We start from the raw sequence: 18,472 nt of genomic DNA on the forward strand, positions 1-18,472 counted from the left end.
TCGCTAGAAATCACGTTGACGTAAACGTCAACCAAAGGCTATAGAACGGGCACGGTGCCGATGCCTCCTTGAAACGCGTTCTGCGCGAGGCTTGTGCGCCGCGGCGCCCGGCAGGACCGGGCTGAAACGAATATGCGCGACGCGCAAAAGACTGGGAGATGATCATGGGCGTTCAGGAAATCGCGGCAGGCCTCAAATCCAAGGTCGAAAGCGCCGGCTTCGACAAGTCGGTGAAGTTCGACACCGGTGCCGATGGCGTCATCGTCATCGACGGCGCCTCGATCTCGACCACCGATGCCCCGACCGACTGCACCATCAAGCTTTCGCTGGACAATCTGGAATCGCTGCTCGCCGGCGATCTCAACCCGACCATGGCTTTCATGACCGGCAAGCTGAAGGTCGAGGGCGACATGTCGGTCGCCATGGCGCTCAGCCAGTTGATCGGCTGATCCGCAAGACATCGTTGCGGCATCGACCGCCATCGACACCAACGGTCTTTTGAATGACCGTTGGAGCGCGCTTTGACGCCGCGCCCGTTAGAGTGGTTCCGTTTTTCACGGAACCACGAAAACCAACGAATTTTCTGTTTTTGCGCAATTCCGGACGGAAAACCGTGAAACACCTTTCCCGGGATTGCACTGGGGAGGGTGTATGCGCGTTCTGGGCAGGATCATTCTGGCGCTGGCTGCTGCGCTCGTCGTGCTTGTGGCCGTCCTTGCCTACAGGACATTCACCTTCTCACCGCCCTCGGCGGTCGACCTCAGCGCCGTCAGGCTGGCACCGGCACCCCCATTCGACGAGGGGCGCGCAGCCGAACACCTGTCGCAGGCGGTTCGCATCCGCACCGTCACCAACCAGGACGCGGCAAGCAACGACATCACGCAATGGGATGCCCTGCACGCCTGGCTGAGCCAGGCCTATCCCGCCACGCATGGCGCGCTGACACGCGAGACCGTCGCCGGCAAGACCCTCATCTACACCTGGCAGGGCAGCGACAAGGCCTTGAACCCGATCGTGCTGATGGCGCACCAGGATGTCGTGCCTGTCGCCGAAGGCACCGAAAGCGCCTGGAAACACCCGCCGTTCGACGGTGTCGTCGCCGATGGCGCGGTCTGGGGACGCGGCTCCGTCGACGACAAGGGTTCACTGGTGTCGCTGATGGAGGCAACCGAAGCGCTTGTCGCTTCGGGTTTCAAGCCGAAGCGCAGCATCATCCTGGTTTTCGGACATGACGAGGAGAGCGGCCAGAGCGGATCGATGGCTGCGGCTGCGGCACTCAAGGCACGCGGTGTCCAGGCTGAATTCGTGCTCGACGAAGGCCTGGTCACGGTGGCCGATTTCTCGCTGCTGAAAGGGCCCGCCGCTTTCATCGGCATCGCCGAGAAGGGCTATGGCACATTGCGCCTCGAGGCGAAGGCCGCCGGCGGCCACTCTTCGATGCCGCCACCCCGCACCGCCGTGCAGATCCTGGCCGGGGCGGTGCTCGCCATCGCCGACAATCCCGACCCGGCGAGCCTCGCTGGCCCCGGCGCCCAGACGATCCGGGCTGTGGCGCCGCATGCTTCCTTGCTCACACGCATGGCCATCGCCAATGAATGGCTGTTCGGGCGGCTGCTGATCGCTGAGATGTCGAAGACGCCGGCTGGTGCTGCCATGCTGCACACCACGACGGCACCGACCATGCTGAGCGGCAGTCCCAAGGAGAACGTGCTGCCGCAGACGGCGACGGCGGCGATCAATTATCGCATCCTTCCAGGCCAGACGCCGGCCGATGTCATGGCCCGCGCCAGAAATTCCATCGGCGACCTTGCGGTCGACCTGTCCTGGATCGGCGAGCCCAAGACCCCCTCGCCCGTCTCCTCGACCACATCCGAAGCCTGGAAGTGGATCGCGGCGCTCGCTTCGGAAAACGGCAGCGTACCGGTGGCGCCCAGCCTGGTTCTCGGCAGCACCGACAGCTACCATCTCGCGCCGGTCGCCAAGGATGTCTACCGCTACCAGCCGATCGTGCTTTCACTGGCCGAAACCGCAATGATCCACGGCACGAACGAACATATGACGCTGGACAATCTGAAGCGGCTGGTCGCCTTCTATGCCCGCTTGATGGCAACAGCGGCAGGCTGAGCCGAAACCCGCCCGCCGCCGTCGAGAGCAATTCCAGGAAAAGTGTGCAACGGTTTTCCGTCCGGAATTGCGTAAGAAATGTAGAGCGTCTCCGCGTTTCCGTAGAAAAACAGAAACGCTCTACCCCCCGCCGTTTCAGGCTGCTGCGACCCGCATCGCCGCGCGCTCGCCTGCCTTGCGCCCCGAAGCCTTCAACGTGCCTCGTGCGCCATCCAATGCACCTGGCACCAGTTCCAGCGCCAGGAAGCGATCCCGCTCATACGGACCCGGCATCGCCAGCCGGCCGGTCTTGTCGGCCGAGAAACCGAAACGCGCGTAGTAAGGCGCGTCGCCGACAAGCAGGATGACCCGGTGACCGAGACGGGCCGCTTCGGCCACCGCGTGCTGCATCAGCGCCGAGCCGATGCCGGCGCTCTTGACCGTCGGATCGACGGCGAGCGGACCGAGCAGCAGCCCGGCGCCGCCATGGTCACCCAGGCGAATATCCCACAGCCGGACGGTCCCGACGACGGCGCCGCCTTCATTGCGCGCGACAAAGGCCAGCCCTTCGGAGGGGCGGCGGCCACGCCGCAGCTTTTCCGACGACTTGCGCTTGCGACCGGCGCCCATGGCGCGGTCGAGCAGCGCCTCGCGCGCGGCGATATCGGCGCCGGTTTCGGTGGTGATCATGATGGCCGGCGAAGCTGCCGGCAGGGTTTTGGCAATGTCCATTTCCGCGATCCTTCACAAGCGGAGATCTGTTCCACGAGCGAACCCGTCGCCGGCGCGGAAAGCGCCGGCGGGCGGGGTGATCTGACTGGCTGTGCGCCCGTCAGATCACGTAGGATCGGAGGGGCTCGAAGCCGTTGAACGCGACCGCCGAGTAGGTGGTCGTGTAGGCACCAGTGCCTTCGATCAGCACTTCGTCACCGATGGTGAGCGAGAGCGGCAGCGGATACGGCGCCTTCTCGTACATGACATCGGCCGAATCGCAGGTCGGGCCGGCGAGAACGCAAAGCGCCTTCTCGTCCGCGTCACGCGCGGTCACGATCGGGTAGCGGATCGCCTCGTCCATGGTCTCGGCGAGACCGCCGAACTTGCCGATGTCGAGATAGACCCAGCGCACATTGTCGTTGTCGGCCTTCTTCGAAATCAGCACGACTTCCGACTTTATGACGCCGGCATTGCCCACCATGCCACGGCCCGGCTCGATGATGGTTTCCGGGATGTCGTTGCCGAAGTGCTTGCGCAGTGCGCCGAAGATCGCCTGGCCATAGGCCTGCGCCGCCGGCACGTCCTTCAGATAACGGGTCGGGAAACCGCCGCCCATATTGACCATCTTCAGCACGATGCCCTCCTCGGCCAGCGTCGCGAACACGCGCTTGGCGTCGGCCAGGGCACGGTCCCAGGCGGTCAGGTCGGTCTGCTGCGAGCCGACATGGAACGACACGCCATAAGCATCGAGGCCGAGCTTCCTGGCATAACGCAGCACGTCGACGGCCATCGCCGGCACGCAGCCGAACTTGCGCGACAGCGGCCATTCGGCGCCTTCGCCATCGGTCAGCACGCGGCAGAACACGCGGGCACCTGGAGCGGCGCGCGAGACCTTCTCGACCTCTTCGACACTGTCGACGGCATAAAGACGGATGCCGAGCGCATAGGCCTTGGCGATATCGCGCTCCTTCTTGATGGTGTTGCCGAAGGAGATGCGGTCGGCGGTTGCACCCGCGTCCAGCGCCATCTCGACCTCGGCAACCGACGCGGTGTCGAAGGACGAACCCATCGCAGCAAGCAGGCGCAGGATCTCCGGCGCCGGATTTGCCTTCACCGCGTAATAGATCTTGGAATCCGGCAGCGCCTTCTCGAAGGCGCGGAAATTGTCACGCACCACATCGAGGTCGACGACAAGGCAGGGGCCTTCCGGACGTCGGGTGGCGAGGAAGTCGAGAACACGTTGCGTAGCCATAGGACTCTCCATCGCGCCTTGCGGCACGTGCAAAGGTGCGGAACACGGGCTCTCGGCCTCGCGAACACGCGGTCAAACAAAGGCGGGACGAATATCCGATGGCGCCAGCCGGTGGAGACCCCGGAGCCATTGAATGCCGTCTCGCGGCGATGGACCTAGCCTTGCCCGGCTATGATCCGCTTTGTCTGCCTTGGCTTGGATGGGAGTTCCCAACCGCACTGCCGGCAATGAGGGTGTGCCTCTTCAGTAACCCCGGTCTATGGACAACCGGAAAACACCAGAAAGGCCCGCACCGTCGTTGCTTCAAGACGTCCTCGGATCGGCGGTTGGCCGCTGAACCGACCGGGCTCGTTACTTCCCGGGTACCGTCCCGATATCCTCGCCATTCGAGGTTCGGGGGACGCCCACAGGCACGTGCGACTTTGGGCAAGCGCGATATAGGCGCGCATGCTTTCACAATCAATTAAAATCGAACCCCGGCTTGAAAAAAATCCGTTGTCGAACGACTGTGGACGCACCGTATCCAGATATTGAACGATGCCCCAGCAGAACGACCGCTTCAACGCCTTCCTCGATCTCGGCCAAATCCCTGTTTCTCATGCACAATCCGGACCTCTGGCTGGACTGACGCTGGCGGTGAAAGACATTTTTGACGTCGCCGGTTATGTCACCGGCTGCGGCAATCCGGACAAGGCTGAAACCGGCCACGCGGCGCATTCGACGGCGCCGACGGTGCAGCGGCTGATTGATGCTGGCGCGCGATTCGTCGGCAAGACGCAGACCGACGAGCTTGCCTTTTCGCTGATGGGCCAGAACGCGCATTTTCCGCATCCCGTGAACCCTGCCGCGCCTGGCCGCGTCACCGGCGGTTCTTCCTCCGGCTCGGCGGCAGCGGTTGCTGGCGGGCTTGCCGATATCGCAACCGGCTCCGACACCGGCGGTTCGATCCGCGCTCCTGCCAGCTTCTGCGGCCTGGTCGGCCTGCGCGCCACACATGGCGCAATATCCTTGCAAGGCACCATGCCGCTGGCACCGAGCTTTGACACCTTCGGCTGGTTCGCCAGGGATATCGCACTGTACGAGAAGGTGGCGCTGGTCCTGCTCGGGGAGAACGACGCAGCACTCCCCTCCCGCGCGTTCCGCCTGGCTGCTCTCGACGCCCTGCTGCTCGGCGACGACGAGGCGCTGGCCTACGAACGCATGGTCGAGGCAACTGCCGCGATCATGGGCGAGCCGAAGCAGGCTCCAGCCCTCGGTCACGATCTCGACGATCTCTATTGGTGTTTCCGCAAGCTGCAGGCGCACGAAGCGTGGGGCTCGCACGGCGCCTGGATATCCGGGAAAGATCGCCGCCTCGGCCCGGGTGTAAAGGAGCGTTTTGCGTTCGGGGCCGACATCGACGCGGCCACGGTGCGGGAAGAGACCGCATATCGAAATGGCTTTCGCGCTGAACTGGCCGCGCGTCTCGCCACCGACGGCATTCTTGTTTTGCCGACCGTACCGGGGGCAGCGCCGCTTGCCGCCTCGCCTTTCGAACACACCCAGACCTATCGCGAGCGCGCGCTGCATCTGCTTTGCCTGTCCGGTCTCTCCGGCTTCCCTCAGCTGACCCTGCCTCTCGGATCAGTCGACGATGCTCCATTCGGCATCTCCCTGCTTGGCCCTCCCGGAAGCGATCTTGCCTTGATCAGGCTCGGACGGCGCATTCTCGAAACAGTTGGAAAGGCCTGACGCCATGGACACGCTCACCCGGATGCGCGCCTTTATCGACGTTGTCGAGGCAGAGGGCTTTTCGGCGGCCGGCCGCAAGATCGGCCGCTCCAAGGCACTGCTTTCCAAATATGTGCGCGAGCTGGAGGACGAACTCGGCGCGCTGCTGCTCAACCGCACCACCCGCCAGTTCTCGCTGACCGAAGCCGGCCATACCTATTATCGCCGCGCCTCCGAGATCGTGCGCGAGATCGACAGCCTGTCCGACGCGGTGCGCGACAGTGCCGGCGACGTGCGCGGCAGGATCAAGCTGACCGCGCCGCGCACCATGGCCGATGCGGCAGTTGGTCAATCGATGATCGACTTTGCCAAGCAATATCCCGACGTTTCGCTGGAAGTGCACCTCGATGACCGTTTCGTCGATCTCGTCGAGGAGGGGTTCGACCTCGCCATCCGCATCACCCGGCTGGAAAACTCCTCGCTGATCGCCCGTAAGCTGGCCCCCTTCTCGCTCAAGCTGTGTGGTTCGCACGAGCTGATCGCCAAATACGGCAAGCCGACCCGCCCACAGGACCTCGCGCATATGCCTTGCGTGGTCGACACCAACGGCCGCTGGGCGTCGAACTGGCCGTTCCGCGACGACGATGGCGACATCACCAGCATCCCGATCAGCGGCCCGATGATGGTCAACAGCCCCATCACCACCCGCATGGCCGCGCTGGATGGGCTCGGTTTCGCGTTGCTGCCCGATTTTATCGCCGCGCCTGAAATCAAGAGCGGCCGACTGGTGTCGCTGCTGGAAGACCGCATCGACTTCAATGGCGGCATCTTCGCTGTCTATCCGCACCGTCGCTACCTGCCGGCCAAGGTGCGCGTCTTCGTCGACTTCATGGTGCAGTGGTTCAAGACGCACGAAACCTCGTGACGATCCAAAGCGCACGAAATGTGATAACATTTTCGTGCCCGGTCCCATTTTCGCCCGGTTTCTGCTAACCCTCAGGCCACGCTAACTTGGGGAATCGTCGCCGGCCATGCACGTTCGGGCATCAAAAGCCACCATGGCCGTTACCTGCGGTCTGCTTCTCGCTGGCACAACGCCGGCTTTTGTCCACCCGCACGTCTTTGCCGAGGCCCGCCTGGACGTCGTGCTTTCTCCCGACCATCAGTCCATTGCCGCACTGCGCCATCTTTGGCGCTTCGACGAGCTGTTTTCCTCCACCGTGTTGATGGAGTTCGACAAGAATTCCGACCTCAAGCTGGATGACGCCGAGCTGAAGGAAGTGGCGAACACCATCAAAGCGTCGCTGGCCGAGTACAATTATTTCCAGATGGTCACGGTCGACGGCAAGGACGTCAAGATGAAGGCGCCGCCCGAGATCGTCGCCTCTTTCGACAACAACCAGCTGATCGTGCTGTTCGAGGACCAGCCGCAGCAGCCGATCAAGCTCAAGGGCAAGATCGACCTCGGCGTCTACGACCCGACCTTTTACACCGCCATCGATTTCACCGACGATGCCAACATGACTGCCGAGGGTCTTCCCGCTTCATGCGCGCGTACCGTCCTGCGCCCCGATCCGGACACGGCGATCGCACAGAATCAGAAAACGCTCACCGAGGCCTTCTTCAACGACCCGACAGGCACCGACATGAGCAAGATCTTTGCCACCAAGCTCGAACTCAACTGCCGCACGGAAGGGTGACCTGATGAACAGGACGACGACGCGCCTGATTGTCTGCCTGCTCGGCATTGCCTTCATCTCCGCGGCCGGCCATGCCTATGCGCAGAGTTCGCTCGGCATCGGCACCAATGATGCGATGACGCCGACGACGGGCCTGTTTGCGGGCTTTTTGAACTGGGTAAACCTGCACCAGCAGCGTTTTTACCACGCCCTTGCCGAAGCCATCAAAGCGATGCGCCAGGACGGCTCGAAACTGTGGCTGCTGATTGGCCTGTCGTTCCTCTACGGCATTTTCCACGCCGCGGGTCCTGGCCACGGCAAGGCCGTGATTTCTTCCTACATGCTGGCCAACGAGGTCGCGCTGCGGCGCGGCATCCTGCTGTCGTTCATCTCCGCCTTCCTGCAGGCGGTGACGGCGATCGTGGTGATGCTGCTGGCTTATTTCGTGCTGCGTGGCACCTCCATCTCCATGACCGACACCGCCTGGTTTCTGGAGATCGCGTCCTATGCCTTTGTCACGCTGTTCGGCGCCTGGTTGCTGTGGCGCAAACTTGGGCCGTCGCTGATGCGGTTGTTTGGAACAGCGCCGGGATACAGCCTGTCGGCCGCACATGCCGGCCATTCGCACGGCAGCCACGCCCATGGTCACGCTGCGCATGATCATCACGACCACCATGATCACGAGCACCATGGCCACGACCATGGCGGCCATCATCACCACGACCACCATCACGGGCCGGGCGAAGTCTGCTCGACCTGCGGCCACTCCCATGCGCCGGATCCGGGCCTGCTTTCCGGCGATCACTTCGACTGGCGCACAGCCTGGACCGCGGTCGCGGCCGTCGGCATCCGGCCATGCTCCGGCGCCCTGATCGTACTGTCCTTCGCCTTCCTGAACGGGCTGTGGGCCGGCGGTATCCTGTCGGTGCTGGCGATGGCTGTCGGTACCGCCATCACGGTTTCCATCCTGGCGACGCTGGCCGTCACCGCGAAGGATTGGGCCGTGGCGCTTGCGGGCGACGGCCGTCTCGGCAACCGCGTCCACTCGGCCATCGAGATCGGTGGCGCGGCGCTGGTTTTCCTGTTCGGCTTGATCCTGCTGACCGCCAGCCTCGGGGCTTGATGCCCCCACTCCCATTCCGGCAAATGCGCGTCGGCGTTTTGCGTCCGGAATTTCCTGGGAGCGTTACCGGCTCATCTCGTCCTCGATATGGGCGCGGATGATTTCGTCAAAGCTGGTTTCGGCGACAAATCCGAGTTCTCGCGCACGGCGCGCCTCGAAACGGGTCGGCCAGTTCTTCACGATCGCCCAGACAGCCTCGTCCGGCTCTTCACGGATCAACGCGACGGCTTCACTCCCAGCAACGCGGCCGAGTGCCTCGATCTGCTCGGCGACACTGACGCCGACGCCCGGCATGTTGAGCGCGCGCCGTGGCCCGACGGCCGCGCCGTCGATCTCGGCAGCACGGATCAGGAAGCCGACGGCCGAGCGGGGACTGGCGTGGGTATGCACCACCGAACGCGGCACCGGCAGCATGGCGGCCTCGCCCTTCAGCGGTTCGCGGATGATGCCCGAGAAGAAGCCGGAGGCAGCCTTGTTCGGCTTGCCCGGTCGCACGCAAATGGTCGGCAGCCGGATCCCGACACCGTCGAAGAGGCCGCGCCGCGAATAGTCGCACAGCAGCGCTTCTCCCATCAGCTTCTGGGTGCCATAGGAGGTCAGCGGCGTCGCGTGGAAATCATCGGAAATGATGTCGGGAAAGGGTGCGCCGAACACCGCAATCGAGGACGTGAACACCAGGCGTGGATTGTAGTCGGCCTGCCGCACCGCATCGAACAAGGCACGTGTGCCGTCGAGATTGACGCGATAGCCGAGGTCGAAATTGGCCTCCGCTTCACCCGAAACGACCCCGGCAAGATGGAAGATCACATCCGGTTTCGATGCGACCAGTGCGGCGGCGGCTCCGGGAGCCGCAAGATCGCCGGTGCGGGTGTTGATAACGACATCAGCGCTGGCGTTCCCTTCGGGCGTCACGATGTCATGCAGGTCGAGCTGGCTGATCTTGTTACCGCGCAGCATCCCCTCATCGAGAAGCCGCGCAACGAGTTTGCGGCCGATCATGCCAGCCGCGCCGGTGATCAGCACCCGCATGCTCAATCTCTCCTTTGCGCACGCTTTCGCCCGCGCAACCAGAACACCATGAAGAAGGCGGCTACGAACAGAACTGCGAAAATGCCGGCAAGCACCGGTGAGACGTGACCGATCGCCAGCATGATGGTCGGCAGATAATAGGCCGTCACGCCGAACAGCAGCATGATCGACAGCGCCGCGATCGCGGCGCTCTTGTTTTCAGGACTCATCATAACTCCGAAACCAGCCTGCGCTTCTTGCACAGATGGTTAGCACAGACGGCACTCTAGTGCAGGTGCCTGGGCTGCGATGTGACGCCACGGGCCTGGTCGCGGGTGCGGCCGTCCTCGGCGCGGCGGTCGAAATCGATTTCCACGGTGGCATGGCTGATGCCGTGCTGTGTAAGCAGCCGCTGCTTGATGGCATCGACGGCTATGTGCGCATCCAGCCCGTCCATCAGGCTTGCATGCAGTGTCGCCATGTTGCTGGCGCCGTCGATCGACCACAGATGCACATGGTGGATTTCGCGAATACCCTTGATTGAGGTTTGCAGGTCATGGGTGATGGCGTCCCGATCAAGGCCTGCCGGAGAACCTTCCAGAAGCACATGCGCGGCTGCGCGCATCAGGCTCCAGGCTGTCGACAGGATCAGCACAGCCACCAGGACCGACAGGATCGGATCGATCGGCGTCCAGCCTGTCGCCATGATGACAAAAGCGGCAACGATTGCCGCCAGCGAGCCCAGCAGGTCGCCGAGGACATGCACGATAGCGCCGCGCATGTTGAGGCTCTCGCGGCTTCCTCCATGCAGGATCACGAAGCCAGCTATGTTGACGACAAGCCCAAGCATGGCGACCACGAGCATCGGCCCGCCCAGCACTGGCGTTGGCGCCTGGAACCGCCGCCAGGCCTCATAGCAGATCCACAAGGCGACGAAAAAAATCGCCAGGCCGTTGGTGTAGGCGACCAACGTCTTGACCCTGCCGTAGCCATAGGTGTGGCGGCCCGTTGCAGGCTTGTCGGCCAGGTGGAAGGCGTACCATGCAAGGGCCAGCGCGATGGTGTCGGTGAACATGTGGCCGGCATCGGCGAGCAGCGCCAGGGAACCGGTAAGCATGCCGCCGGCCACTTCCGCGACCATGAAACCACCGGTCAGCAGCGCGGCGATCAACACGCGCTTCTTGTCGGACGTCCCATGCTGATGTTCCGCGCCGTGGTCATCGCCCACGTGGGAATGATGTTCATGACCCATCGGCCACCCCTCTTTGGGCGCCGAACTTAATTCAAGTGATTTGGATGTTAAAGTATCCGATGATGATCATGCACTGAACCAGACAAGATTTTTCCAGCTAACAAAGGCTCATTAGGACGCTAAAATATATTCAGGCTCGAAATTGCTCAAAACGGCGCTTTTGCTGGCCTTTTTCATCGAAATTGCTCGGATCGAGCCAGGCTTCGTAAGCCTTTTTCAGTGCAGGCCATTCCTTGTCGATGATCGAATACCACGCTGTATCCCGGTTCTCGCCTTTGACCACGAGATGCTGGCGGAAAATTCCCTCGAACGTAAAGCCGAATCGCTCCGCCGCGCGCTTCGACGGCGTGTTGTTGTTGTTGCACTTCCATTCATAGCGTCGGTAGCCAAGTTCGTCGAAGGCATAGCGGGTAAACAGATACTGCGCTTCCGTCGCGGCAGGCTTGCGCGAAATCAGCGGACCCCAATAGATGTTGCCGATTTCGATGACACCGAAAGCAGGCTCGATGCGCATCAGTGTCTGCCGGCCGGCGACCCGGCCGCTCGCCTTGTCGATCACCGTAAAATAGAGTGGATCCTGGCTGGCTTCGACCTTGTCGAGCCAAGGCTGAAAATCCTCGCGTTTCTGGGGTGCGAATTCCGGCAGCCAGCGGAAACGGCCGTCGGCATCGCTGACCGAAGAAGCCTCGAACAATCCGTCGCCATGGCGAGCGGCATCGAGCGGTTCAAGCCGCACGTAGCGACCTTCGAGCACCTTGCGTTCGGGACGCGGACGCGGCTGCCAATTCTTCAGATCCTCGCTCACCATCCGCTCCATATTGTTTGACAGGGCCTCGCCACCCTTTCAAAAAACATGAGCCCGCAACTAGCTCCAGCTGGACCAACAAAATGATCCACACAGTTCCTGCTTTCGACCGTCTCGGCGAAGAAAATGCCTTTGCCGTGCTCGCCCGCGCCACTGCGCTTTCCGAACAGGGATGCGATATCGTCAATCTCGGCATCGGCCAGCCGGATTTCCGCACGCCGGGCCATATTGTCGAGGCCGCGATCAAGGCGCTGCGTGACGGCCATCATGGCTACACGCCGGCCACCGGCCTGCTGGCGGCCCGTGAGGCAGTTGCGCGCCGCACGCTGACGACCACGGGCATCGAGGTTTCACCGGACAATGTGATGATCCTGCCAGGTGGCAAGCCGACCATGTTCGCGGCCATCCTGATGTTCGGAGAGCCGGGAGCCGAAATCCTCTATCCGGACCCGGGCTTCCCGATCTACCGCTCGATGATCGAGTTCACCGGCGCGCGGCCGGTGCCGGTGCCGATCCGCGAGGAAAACGGCTTTGCCTTTTCGGCCGAGGAGACACTGGGCTTGATCACGCCGGCCACCCGCCTGCTTATCCTGAATTCCCCGGCCAATCCGACCGGCGGCGTTACCCCGCGTGCAGAGATCGAGAAGCTGGTGAAGAGACTGGAGATGCACCCGCATGTCGCCATCCTCTCCGACGAAATCTACGACGTCATGACCTATGACGGCGAGGCACACACCTCCCTGCTTCAATTCCCGGAGATCCGCGACAGGCTGATCGTGCTCAACGGCTGGTCGAAGACCTGGGCGATGACGGGCTGGCGCATGGGCTGGTCGATCTGGCCGAACGGGGAGAAAGGCGCGCATCTCTACGACAAGGTGCGCAAGCTTGCGGTCAACTGCTGGTCCTGCGTGAACGCACCGAGCCAACATGCAGGCATCGCGGCGATTGACGGATCGCAGGACGAGGTCGCGACCATGATGCGAGCCTTCGACCGCCGCCGCAAGCTGGTGGTCGAGGGTCTGAACACGCTGCCCGGCATTTCATGCATCACGCCGAAGGGGGCTTTCTACGCCTTCCCCAACATCTCGGGCACCGGCTGGGCGGCCAAAAAACTGGCCTCGGCGCTATTGGAAGAAGCAGGTGTCGCCCTGATTGGCGGCCCCGATTTCGGCGTGCTCGGCGAAGGCTACATGCGCCTGTCCTACGCCAATTCGGAAGAGAATATTCTCCGCGCGCTGGAGCGTATCGGCGACTTCCTCGCAACGCGCGCAGAGACCCGGGAGCGCGCGCAATGAAACGGTGATTGCCATTGGACTTGCAGGCTTCGCCATCTTTGCTGCGACCATGCGCCCCAGCCTTGCCGATGGGCCGGTCTACAGCTGCGACGGCAAGGCTTATGGCAATGACTGCGCGCTTCGTGCGGCAGATGCCGCCAAGCTCAAGGATGGGGAGTGCTGGTCGGGAACAGTCCCTACCCGCGCCCCACCAGCGGCATCTTGGTCGCCATCACCGTCATGAACAGCACATTGGCGTCGAGCGGCTGACCGGCCATGTAGACCACCGCTTCCGCGACCCGCTCGACATCCATCACCGCTTCGGCGGCGATCGTGCCGTTGGCTTGCGGCACGCCGACAGTCATCGGCACCGCCATGTCGGTCAAGGCATTGCCGATATCGATCTGCCCACAGGCGACGTCGAAGGGACGCCCGTCGAGCGCCAGCGTCTTGGTAAGTCCGGTGATCGCGTGTTTTGTCGCCGTGTAGGGTACGGAACCGGGGCGCGGCGCTTGCGCGGAGACCGAGCCGTTGTTGATGATGCGGCCGCCCATCGGTGTCTGCCGCCGCATGGCGGCAAAGGCCGCGCGCGCACACAGGAACGAGCCGGTCAGATTCACGGCCACGACATCGTTCCACACCTCGACCGGGATCTCGTCGATCGGCGTCGATTTGTAGCCCATGCCGGCGTTGTTGAAGAGCAGGTCCACCCGCCCAAAGGCAGCGACAGTTTCCTTGAAAAGGTCTTCGACCTGATCCGGCTGGGTGATATCGCAGGCCACGGCCAGCGCTTGCGCCTCGGTCTTGCCAGCAGCTGCGATCGCCGTGTCGAGCATGGCCTTGCGGCGACCACAGAACACCGTGTTCCAGCCGTTCTTCAGCAGCGCGCCTGCCACGCTTGCGCCGATACCGGTGCCGGCGCCGGTGACGATTGCCGTGCCTTTGATTGTCATGTCGTCCTCCCTGCAATCAGGCAGGCATGGCAAATGACATCATCGAAGACAAGCGCCATGAAGCCCGCAGAGCTTGGCGCCAACAAAAAGGGCGGTCATTGGCGACCGCCCCGATCTGAACCAGCTTGGGAGGAGGAAAGCCGATCCGACTAATTAAAATGATGCGCCTGACTGGTTAACGAAAGCTTAATGAGCAGCCCGCGCAAAGCTGGCGGCTACCACTTGGTGTTGCCGCCAGACGCCGGCACGGGCGCCTTTGCTGCCGAAACCGTCGCCTCGATGTGGTCGACCAGCTTGTCGTCCAGGCCGAGCCTTCCGGCGAGCATATCGAGATAACCGCGCTCGGAGCGCGTGTCCGGCTCGATGGCCAGGCGTGAAGCGGTGTAGAGCTCGATCTTCTGCGCTTCGTTCTTCGCGGCAGAGGCCAGCGCATCGATGTCGGCCGGTGCCGCCAGAGCTTCCCGCAGGAAGTCCGTCGCTTCGGCACCCAGGCCGGACAGGCTCACCTTGTCGATGATCTTGCCGCGCTCTTCTTCATCGATGCGACCATCAGCCTTGGCGGCCGCAATCATGGCGCGCACGATGGTAAGCGCGAACTCGCCCTCGCCCTGCGGCGCCTGCGCGGGGTCGAAACTGTCTCCCGCCGGCGGCGGCAGCAACTCCGGTTGCTTGGTGGCTTCGGCCGGCTGCTGACCTGCCTTGTAGTTCTGATAAGCCTTGTAGGCGAGACCGCCAATGGCAGCGAGACCGCCGAGCTTCACGGCCGTACCGGTGACCTGGCGCCCGGCACCGGTACCGAGCAGGACGGCTGCCAGTGCGCCCGCTGCCAGCGGATTGTCCTTGGCCATCTGCACGGCCTGATCAGCTTTGTCACGCACCGTTCCGGCGGTGCCGGGAACCTGTGAACTCAGGAGATCGTCGAGCAGTTTCTTGGGGTCGAACATCCATGGCTCCAGCTAGGGCAATTCCAGCAAAAGCGTGTAGCGGCTTTGCGTTGGAACTGCGTAAAACAAAACAGTTAGAGCGTTTCCGTGAAAAACGGAACCGCTCCAGGCTCGGCGGTTGATCCCGCAGAGGTAGGTCTGCCAGGGCTGTATTACAACAACGTTTCTGAACCTGTTTCCGGCCGGAAGCCGACAAAAACGCTTCTAGCTGCCGATATGCCGGCGCTCGCCGCGCTGATCCGCCAATTCCACCTGGCGATGGCGTTCCGCATAACGGGCGCGATCCTCGTTGCTGCGCGTTTCGTAGCAATGAAGGCAGGAAACGCCCGGCTGGTACAATGGCGAGTTCCGCTCCTGTGGGTTCAGCGGGTGCCGGCAGGCGCGGCAGAGTTCCGCCTCCCCCTCCTCCAGCCCGTGCGAGACCGAGACGCGCTCGTCGAAGACGAAGCATTCGCCTTTCCAGAGGCTCTCTTCCCGCGGCACATCTTCCAGATATTTCAGGATGCCGCCCTTGAGATGGAACACCTCGTCGAAGCCAAGCGACTTCACATAGGCCGTCGCCTTTTCACAGCGTATGCCGCCCGTACAGAACATGGCGATCTTTTTGCCTTCGAGTTCCGCACTGTGCTCACGCGCCCATTGCGGAAAGTCGCGAAAACTTTTGGTCTGGGGATCGATCGCATTTTCGAAGGTACCCAGCGTTACTTCGTAGTCGTTGCGCGTGTCGATGACGACGGTACCCGGATCGGAGATCAAGGCGTTCCAGTCGCGGGCCTCGACATAAGTGCCGACGGCGTGGAGCGGATCGATGTCCTCCACCCCCATGGTAACGATCTCGCGCTTCAGCCGCACCTTCATGCGATGGAACGGCATCTCGGCGGCTGAGGAATATTTGACCTCCAGGCCACGGAACTCCGGCATTGCTTCCAGATAGGCAACAAGCTCCGTGATGGCCTCTTCGCTGCCGGCGACGGTGCCGTTGATGCCCTCGTGCGCCAGAAGCAGCGTCCCCTTGATGTCGCGCCCGCAGCAGAAGGCGGCCAGCGGCTGGCGCAGCGCTTCATGGTCGGCGAGGCGCACGAAACGGTAAAGCGCAGCAACGCGGAAGGGAGAAGTGCAAAGATTCATACGCGGTGGCCTAGCGCCTTGCCCGAAAATTTTCAATGCAAGCCGGAAAAATCAAGGATTCCAGGCGCATCGCTGGCCCAGAAGACAGTCCAGTTACCCAAATGTTCACCCGCAGCCGATAGGGTCGCCCGACAACACCTCCGCCCGAGGGCATCACATGTTCAGCAAGCACACGGCCGACGAAATCGAAAAGGCGGCACGCGAGTTCGGCCTGGAGCCCAAGGCCCTGCTTGCCATCGCCGAAGTGGAAAGTGCCGGCCAGGTTTTTGCCAGGATCGATGGACGCAACGAACCCTTGATCCGCTTCGAGGGACATTATTTCGACCGCCGCCTTTCGGGCGACAGGCAGGAAAGGGCACGAACCTCTGGCCTTGCCTCTCCCGTCGCCGGCGCGGTCGCCAATCCGCGCAGTCAGGCGGAGCGCTGGCTGCTGATCGGACGAGCCGCGGAGATCGACCGGCAGGCGGCTTATGAATCGACATCCTGGGGGCTGGGCCAGGTCATGGGCGCACACTGGCAATGGCTGGGTTTCGATACAGTCGACGGCCTGGTCGAAGAAGCGCGCTCGGGAGCGGCCGGCCAGGCCCGGCTGATGGCGCGCTACATCGACAAATCCGGACTGACGACGGCACTCAACAGCCACGACTGGGAAGCCGTTGGCCATGGCTACAATGGGCCCGGTTTCGCGAAGAACGGTTATCACCTGAAATTGGCGGAAGCCTACAGGCAGCAGGTCGAAGGGCCGGCGCCAGGCGAACGGCTGATGAAGATCGGCTCGCGCGGCGAATTGGTCACCGAGTTGCAGGAGGCTCTGGTTGCCCTGGGGTATGCGGTCGATACTGACGGCATCTACGGTCCCGGAACGGCCGGTGTGGTGAGCAGATTTCAGCAGGAACACGGCCTGGCCGCCGATGGCATTGCCGGTCAGGCCACCCAGGTCGCCGTCGAAAATGCGTTGCGGGCGACCAAGGGCGGATCATCTTTCTGGAGTTGGGCAGCGCAGTGCGTTCGCAGCGTTTTCGGGCCCCGCCGTGCCTGACCTACCGATGGCCGGTCATTCCGACACAGTGTCATCATGACGCCGTAGACTTGGAAAACATGGTCTGTTAAATCGATTGAAAGACGGTGAGAGAGCGCGAAATCATGACCAGCAAAACCCAGAAACTCCTGTCTCTGCTCGACGGCCAACCCGTCATCCCGGTGATCAAGATTGCCGACGCCAAGGATGCCGTGCCACTGGCGCGCGCGCTGGCGCGCGGTGGCCTCAGGGCGATCGAGATCACGCTGCGTACCGACGCCGCGCTCGAGGCCATCCGCCGCGCGGCAGCGGAAGTGGAAGAAGCGATCGTCGGCGCAGGCACCATCTTGAATGCCCGCCAGTTCGAGGAGGCATCCCGAGCCGGGTCGCAATTCATCGTCAGCCCGGGCATCACCAGCCAGTTGCTGTCGGCCGCCGCCGACAGTCCGGTACCCCTGCTGCCAGGAGCGATCACGCCAGGCGAGATCATGACCGCACGCGAGGCCGGACTCGACTTCCTGAAATTCTTCCCGGCCGAGCAGGCAGGCGGAGCTGCCTTCCTCAAGGCGCTGGCTTCGCCGATCGCTGACGTGAAGTTCTGCCCGACCGGCGGCATCGGCGCCAAGAACGCCAACGACTACCTCAGCCTTCCCAACGTGATCTGCGTCGGCGGCTCCTGGGTCGCGCCCGACGAGATGGTCAAGGCCGGTGACTGGGCCGGCATCGAGGCCCTCGCACGCGAAGCGAACAAACTGCGCAAGTCATAGAAGAAGCCTGCCTGATCGAGCACTTCCAGGAACAGTGCGCGGCCGTTTTCCGACCGGAATGGCGTAAGACAAAAACTGGAGTGTTTCCGTGAAGAACGGAAACGCTCTGGCCGCATGCATCCCCTCATGCATTGTTGCCGACGCATTCGAGGCTGGAGATTCCATGAAGATCAGGGCTGCCACGATCGACGACGCTCAGGGTATGAGCGATGTCCTATCGGAAATCGTCGTCATGACCGGGCGCGAGCGTCCCAGGGACGTCGAGGCAGTGCGCACGCGCTATCTGGAGCATCCCGACCGAATTCGCTGCTCCGTCGCTGAAGACGACAGCGGAAGGATCCTCGGTTTCCAGTCACTGCTGCTGGCCACACAGGGCAATCCTTACGATGTCGCGGAAGGGTGGGGTATCATCGGCACCCATGTCAGCCCGCGCGCCGCCCGGCAGGGCGTGGGCACCGGTTTGTTTGCCGTGACCCGAGACGCCGCGCAAAAGGCCGGATTGCCAAGCATCGACGCCAGCATCGCCGATGATAACCCGCTCGGTCTTGGCTACTATGAAGCAATGGGCTTTCGCACCTATCGGCTGTCGCCGGGCACCATCTGCAAGCGCTACGACCTGGGATGACATCCGGCGAGATCGGACCAGGCCCTGCTTCACCGAACAGATGCGGCCGCAATTGTCAGCCAGAAACAAAAAACCGCGCCAAATGGCGCGGTTCTTGTGTTTCGGGAAACCTGCGAC

Annotated in this window: 19 protein-coding genes; 10 read left to right on the forward strand and 9 right to left on the reverse strand. The window is 62.8% G+C overall.

Features of this window, described 5'->3' with window-relative positions; translation table 11 throughout:
• Positions 1-164: 164 nt before the first annotated feature.
• On the forward strand, positions 165-449 hold the full coding sequence (locus AC3WTO_RS18595) for an SCP2 sterol-binding domain-containing protein (RefSeq protein WP_492462244.1): 285 nt from the start codon (positions 165-167) through the stop codon (positions 447-449).
• Positions 450-651: 202 nt separating this feature from the next.
• Entirely contained in the window at positions 652-2,124 is a 1,473-nt protein-coding gene (locus AC3WTO_RS18600; RefSeq protein WP_492462245.1) for a M20 family peptidase, read from the forward strand.
• Between the two features lie 135 nt (positions 2,125-2,259).
• Here the strand turns inward: AC3WTO_RS18600 and AC3WTO_RS18605 are convergent, their stop codons facing one another.
• Both AC3WTO_RS18605 and odc2 read right to left on the reverse strand, forming a co-directional pair.
• Positions 2,260-2,835 (reverse strand): GNAT family N-acetyltransferase, encoded by a 576-nt coding sequence (locus AC3WTO_RS18605; protein WP_492462247.1) that lies wholly within the window; start codon positions 2,833-2,835, stop codon positions 2,260-2,262.
• Positions 2,836-2,935: 100 nt separating this feature from the next.
• The gene (gene odc2 / locus AC3WTO_RS18610) at positions 2,936-4,069 is read right to left on the reverse strand and encodes an ornithine/lysine decarboxylase (RefSeq protein ID WP_492462249.1); all 1,134 of its coding nucleotides are present in this window, start codon (positions 4,067-4,069) and stop codon (positions 2,936-2,938) included.
• Positions 4,070-4,606: 537 nt separating this feature from the next.
• Between odc2 and AC3WTO_RS18615 the strand changes: the two genes are divergently transcribed.
• The 4 genes from AC3WTO_RS18615 (at position 4,607) to AC3WTO_RS18630 (ending at position 8,581) form a co-directional block, all read left to right on the forward strand.
• Positions 4,607-5,800 (forward strand): amidase, encoded by a 1,194-nt coding sequence (locus AC3WTO_RS18615; RefSeq protein ID WP_492462251.1) that lies wholly within the window; start codon positions 4,607-4,609, stop codon positions 5,798-5,800.
• A gap of 4 nt (positions 5,801-5,804) precedes the next feature.
• Complete coding sequence (locus AC3WTO_RS18620; RefSeq protein ID WP_326889953.1) at positions 5,805-6,704, forward strand: LysR family transcriptional regulator; 900 nt, start codon at positions 5,805-5,807, stop codon at positions 6,702-6,704.
• Positions 6,705-6,837: 133 nt separating this feature from the next.
• The gene (locus tag AC3WTO_RS18625; protein WP_492462253.1) at positions 6,838-7,479 is read left to right on the forward strand and encodes a DUF1007 family protein; all 642 of its coding nucleotides are present in this window, start codon (positions 6,838-6,840) and stop codon (positions 7,477-7,479) included.
• 4 nt (positions 7,480-7,483) lie between these two features.
• A complete protein-coding gene (locus tag AC3WTO_RS18630) occupies positions 7,484-8,581 on the forward strand; it encodes a nickel/cobalt transporter (RefSeq protein ID WP_492462255.1) in 1,098 nt (365 codons plus the stop codon).
• Positions 8,582-8,644: 63 nt separating this feature from the next.
• On the opposite strand, the gene denD is transcribed toward AC3WTO_RS18630, so the two are convergent.
• The 4 genes from denD to AC3WTO_RS18650 form a co-directional block, all read right to left on the reverse strand.
• The gene (gene denD / locus AC3WTO_RS18635) at positions 8,645-9,610 is read right to left on the reverse strand and encodes a D-erythronate dehydrogenase (RefSeq protein ID WP_492462257.1); all 966 of its coding nucleotides are present in this window, start codon (positions 9,608-9,610) and stop codon (positions 8,645-8,647) included.
• Positions 9,611-9,612: 2 nt separating this feature from the next.
• Entirely contained in the window at positions 9,613-9,822 is a 210-nt protein-coding gene (locus AC3WTO_RS18640) for a hypothetical protein (RefSeq protein ID WP_492462259.1), read from the reverse strand.
• Positions 9,823-9,875: 53 nt separating this feature from the next.
• Positions 9,876-10,841, reverse strand: coding sequence for a cation diffusion facilitator family transporter (locus AC3WTO_RS18645; RefSeq protein ID WP_492462261.1), 966 nt, complete (start codon positions 10,839-10,841; stop codon positions 9,876-9,878).
• A 130-nt stretch (positions 10,842-10,971) separates the two neighbouring features.
• Entirely contained in the window at positions 10,972-11,646 is a 675-nt protein-coding gene (locus tag AC3WTO_RS18650) for a GNAT family N-acetyltransferase (RefSeq protein ID WP_492462264.1), read from the reverse strand.
• Positions 11,647-11,729: 83 nt separating this feature from the next.
• On the opposite strand from AC3WTO_RS18650, the gene AC3WTO_RS18655 reads away from it, so the two are divergent.
• A complete protein-coding gene (locus AC3WTO_RS18655) occupies positions 11,730-12,941 on the forward strand; it encodes a pyridoxal phosphate-dependent aminotransferase (protein WP_492462266.1) in 1,212 nt (403 codons plus the stop codon).
• A gap of 176 nt (positions 12,942-13,117) precedes the next feature.
• Here AC3WTO_RS18655 and AC3WTO_RS18660 read toward each other — a convergent pair whose 3' ends face one another.
• The 3 genes from AC3WTO_RS18660 to trhO all read right to left on the reverse strand — a co-directional run bounded on the left by AC3WTO_RS18660 (position 13,118) and on the right by trhO (position 15,945).
• Positions 13,118-13,873 (reverse strand): SDR family oxidoreductase, encoded by a 756-nt coding sequence (locus tag AC3WTO_RS18660; protein ID WP_492462268.1) that lies wholly within the window; start codon positions 13,871-13,873, stop codon positions 13,118-13,120.
• 215 nt (positions 13,874-14,088) lie between these two features.
• Positions 14,089-14,817 (reverse strand): tellurite resistance TerB family protein, encoded by a 729-nt coding sequence (locus AC3WTO_RS18665; RefSeq protein ID WP_492462270.1) that lies wholly within the window; start codon positions 14,815-14,817, stop codon positions 14,089-14,091.
• Between the two features lie 204 nt (positions 14,818-15,021).
• Entirely contained in the window at positions 15,022-15,945 is a 924-nt protein-coding gene (trhO, locus tag AC3WTO_RS18670; protein ID WP_492462272.1) for an oxygen-dependent tRNA uridine(34) hydroxylase TrhO, read from the reverse strand.
• Positions 15,946-16,102: 157 nt separating this feature from the next.
• Between trhO and AC3WTO_RS18675 the strand changes: the two genes are divergently transcribed.
• From AC3WTO_RS18675 to AC3WTO_RS18685, 3 genes are all read left to right on the forward strand, one after another.
• Positions 16,103-16,984, forward strand: a complete 882-nt coding sequence (locus tag AC3WTO_RS18675) for an N-acetylmuramidase domain-containing protein (RefSeq protein ID WP_492462274.1) — start codon at positions 16,103-16,105, stop codon at positions 16,982-16,984.
• Positions 16,985-17,088: 104 nt separating this feature from the next.
• Positions 17,089-17,730, forward strand: a complete 642-nt coding sequence (locus AC3WTO_RS18680) for a 2-dehydro-3-deoxy-phosphogluconate aldolase (protein WP_492462276.1) — start codon at positions 17,089-17,091, stop codon at positions 17,728-17,730.
• Positions 17,731-17,893: 163 nt separating this feature from the next.
• Positions 17,894-18,355 (forward strand): GNAT family N-acetyltransferase, encoded by a 462-nt coding sequence (locus AC3WTO_RS18685; RefSeq protein ID WP_492462278.1) that lies wholly within the window; start codon positions 17,894-17,896, stop codon positions 18,353-18,355.
• Positions 18,356-18,472: the final 117 nt, after the last annotated feature.

The organism is Mesorhizobium sp. EU05-FHT14A09, from assembly GCF_058790995.1.

Excerpts from the sequence above, each read along its gene's own strand:
- AC3WTO_RS18595 (WP_492462244.1), top strand. The coding sequence starts at position 165 with ATGGGCGTTCAGGAAATCGCGGCAGGCCTCAAATCCAAGGTCGAAAGC.
- AC3WTO_RS18600 (WP_492462245.1), top strand. The coding sequence starts at position 652 with ATGCGCGTTCTGGGCAGGATCATTCTGGCGCTGGCTGCTGCGCTCGTC.
- AC3WTO_RS18605 (WP_492462247.1), bottom strand. The coding sequence starts at position 2,835 with ATGGACATTGCCAAAACCCTGCCGGCAGCTTCGCCGGCCATCATGATC.
- odc2 (WP_492462249.1), bottom strand. The coding sequence starts at position 4,069 with ATGGCTACGCAACGTGTTCTCGACTTCCTCGCCACCCGACGTCCGGAA.
- AC3WTO_RS18615 (WP_492462251.1), top strand. The coding sequence starts at position 4,607 with ATGCCCCAGCAGAACGACCGCTTCAACGCCTTCCTCGATCTCGGCCAA.
- AC3WTO_RS18620 (WP_326889953.1), top strand. The coding sequence starts at position 5,805 with ATGGACACGCTCACCCGGATGCGCGCCTTTATCGACGTTGTCGAGGCA.
- AC3WTO_RS18625 (WP_492462253.1), top strand. The coding sequence starts at position 6,838 with ATGGCCGTTACCTGCGGTCTGCTTCTCGCTGGCACAACGCCGGCTTTT.
- AC3WTO_RS18630 (WP_492462255.1), top strand. The coding sequence starts at position 7,484 with ATGAACAGGACGACGACGCGCCTGATTGTCTGCCTGCTCGGCATTGCC.
- denD (WP_492462257.1), bottom strand. The coding sequence starts at position 9,610 with ATGCGGGTGCTGATCACCGGCGCGGCTGGCATGATCGGCCGCAAACTC.
- AC3WTO_RS18640 (WP_492462259.1), bottom strand. The coding sequence starts at position 9,822 with ATGATGAGTCCTGAAAACAAGAGCGCCGCGATCGCGGCGCTGTCGATC.
- AC3WTO_RS18645 (WP_492462261.1), bottom strand. The coding sequence starts at position 10,841 with ATGGGTCATGAACATCATTCCCACGTGGGCGATGACCACGGCGCGGAA.
- AC3WTO_RS18655 (WP_492462266.1), top strand. The coding sequence starts at position 11,730 with ATGATCCACACAGTTCCTGCTTTCGACCGTCTCGGCGAAGAAAATGCC.
- AC3WTO_RS18660 (WP_492462268.1), bottom strand. The coding sequence starts at position 13,873 with ATGACAATCAAAGGCACGGCAATCGTCACCGGCGCCGGCACCGGTATC.
- AC3WTO_RS18665 (WP_492462270.1), bottom strand. The coding sequence starts at position 14,817 with ATGTTCGACCCCAAGAAACTGCTCGACGATCTCCTGAGTTCACAGGTT.
- trhO (WP_492462272.1), bottom strand. The coding sequence starts at position 15,945 with ATGAATCTTTGCACTTCTCCCTTCCGCGTTGCTGCGCTTTACCGTTTC.
- AC3WTO_RS18675 (WP_492462274.1), top strand. The coding sequence starts at position 16,103 with ATGTTCAGCAAGCACACGGCCGACGAAATCGAAAAGGCGGCACGCGAG.
- AC3WTO_RS18680 (WP_492462276.1), top strand. The coding sequence starts at position 17,089 with ATGACCAGCAAAACCCAGAAACTCCTGTCTCTGCTCGACGGCCAACCC.
- AC3WTO_RS18685 (WP_492462278.1), top strand. The coding sequence starts at position 17,894 with ATGAAGATCAGGGCTGCCACGATCGACGACGCTCAGGGTATGAGCGAT.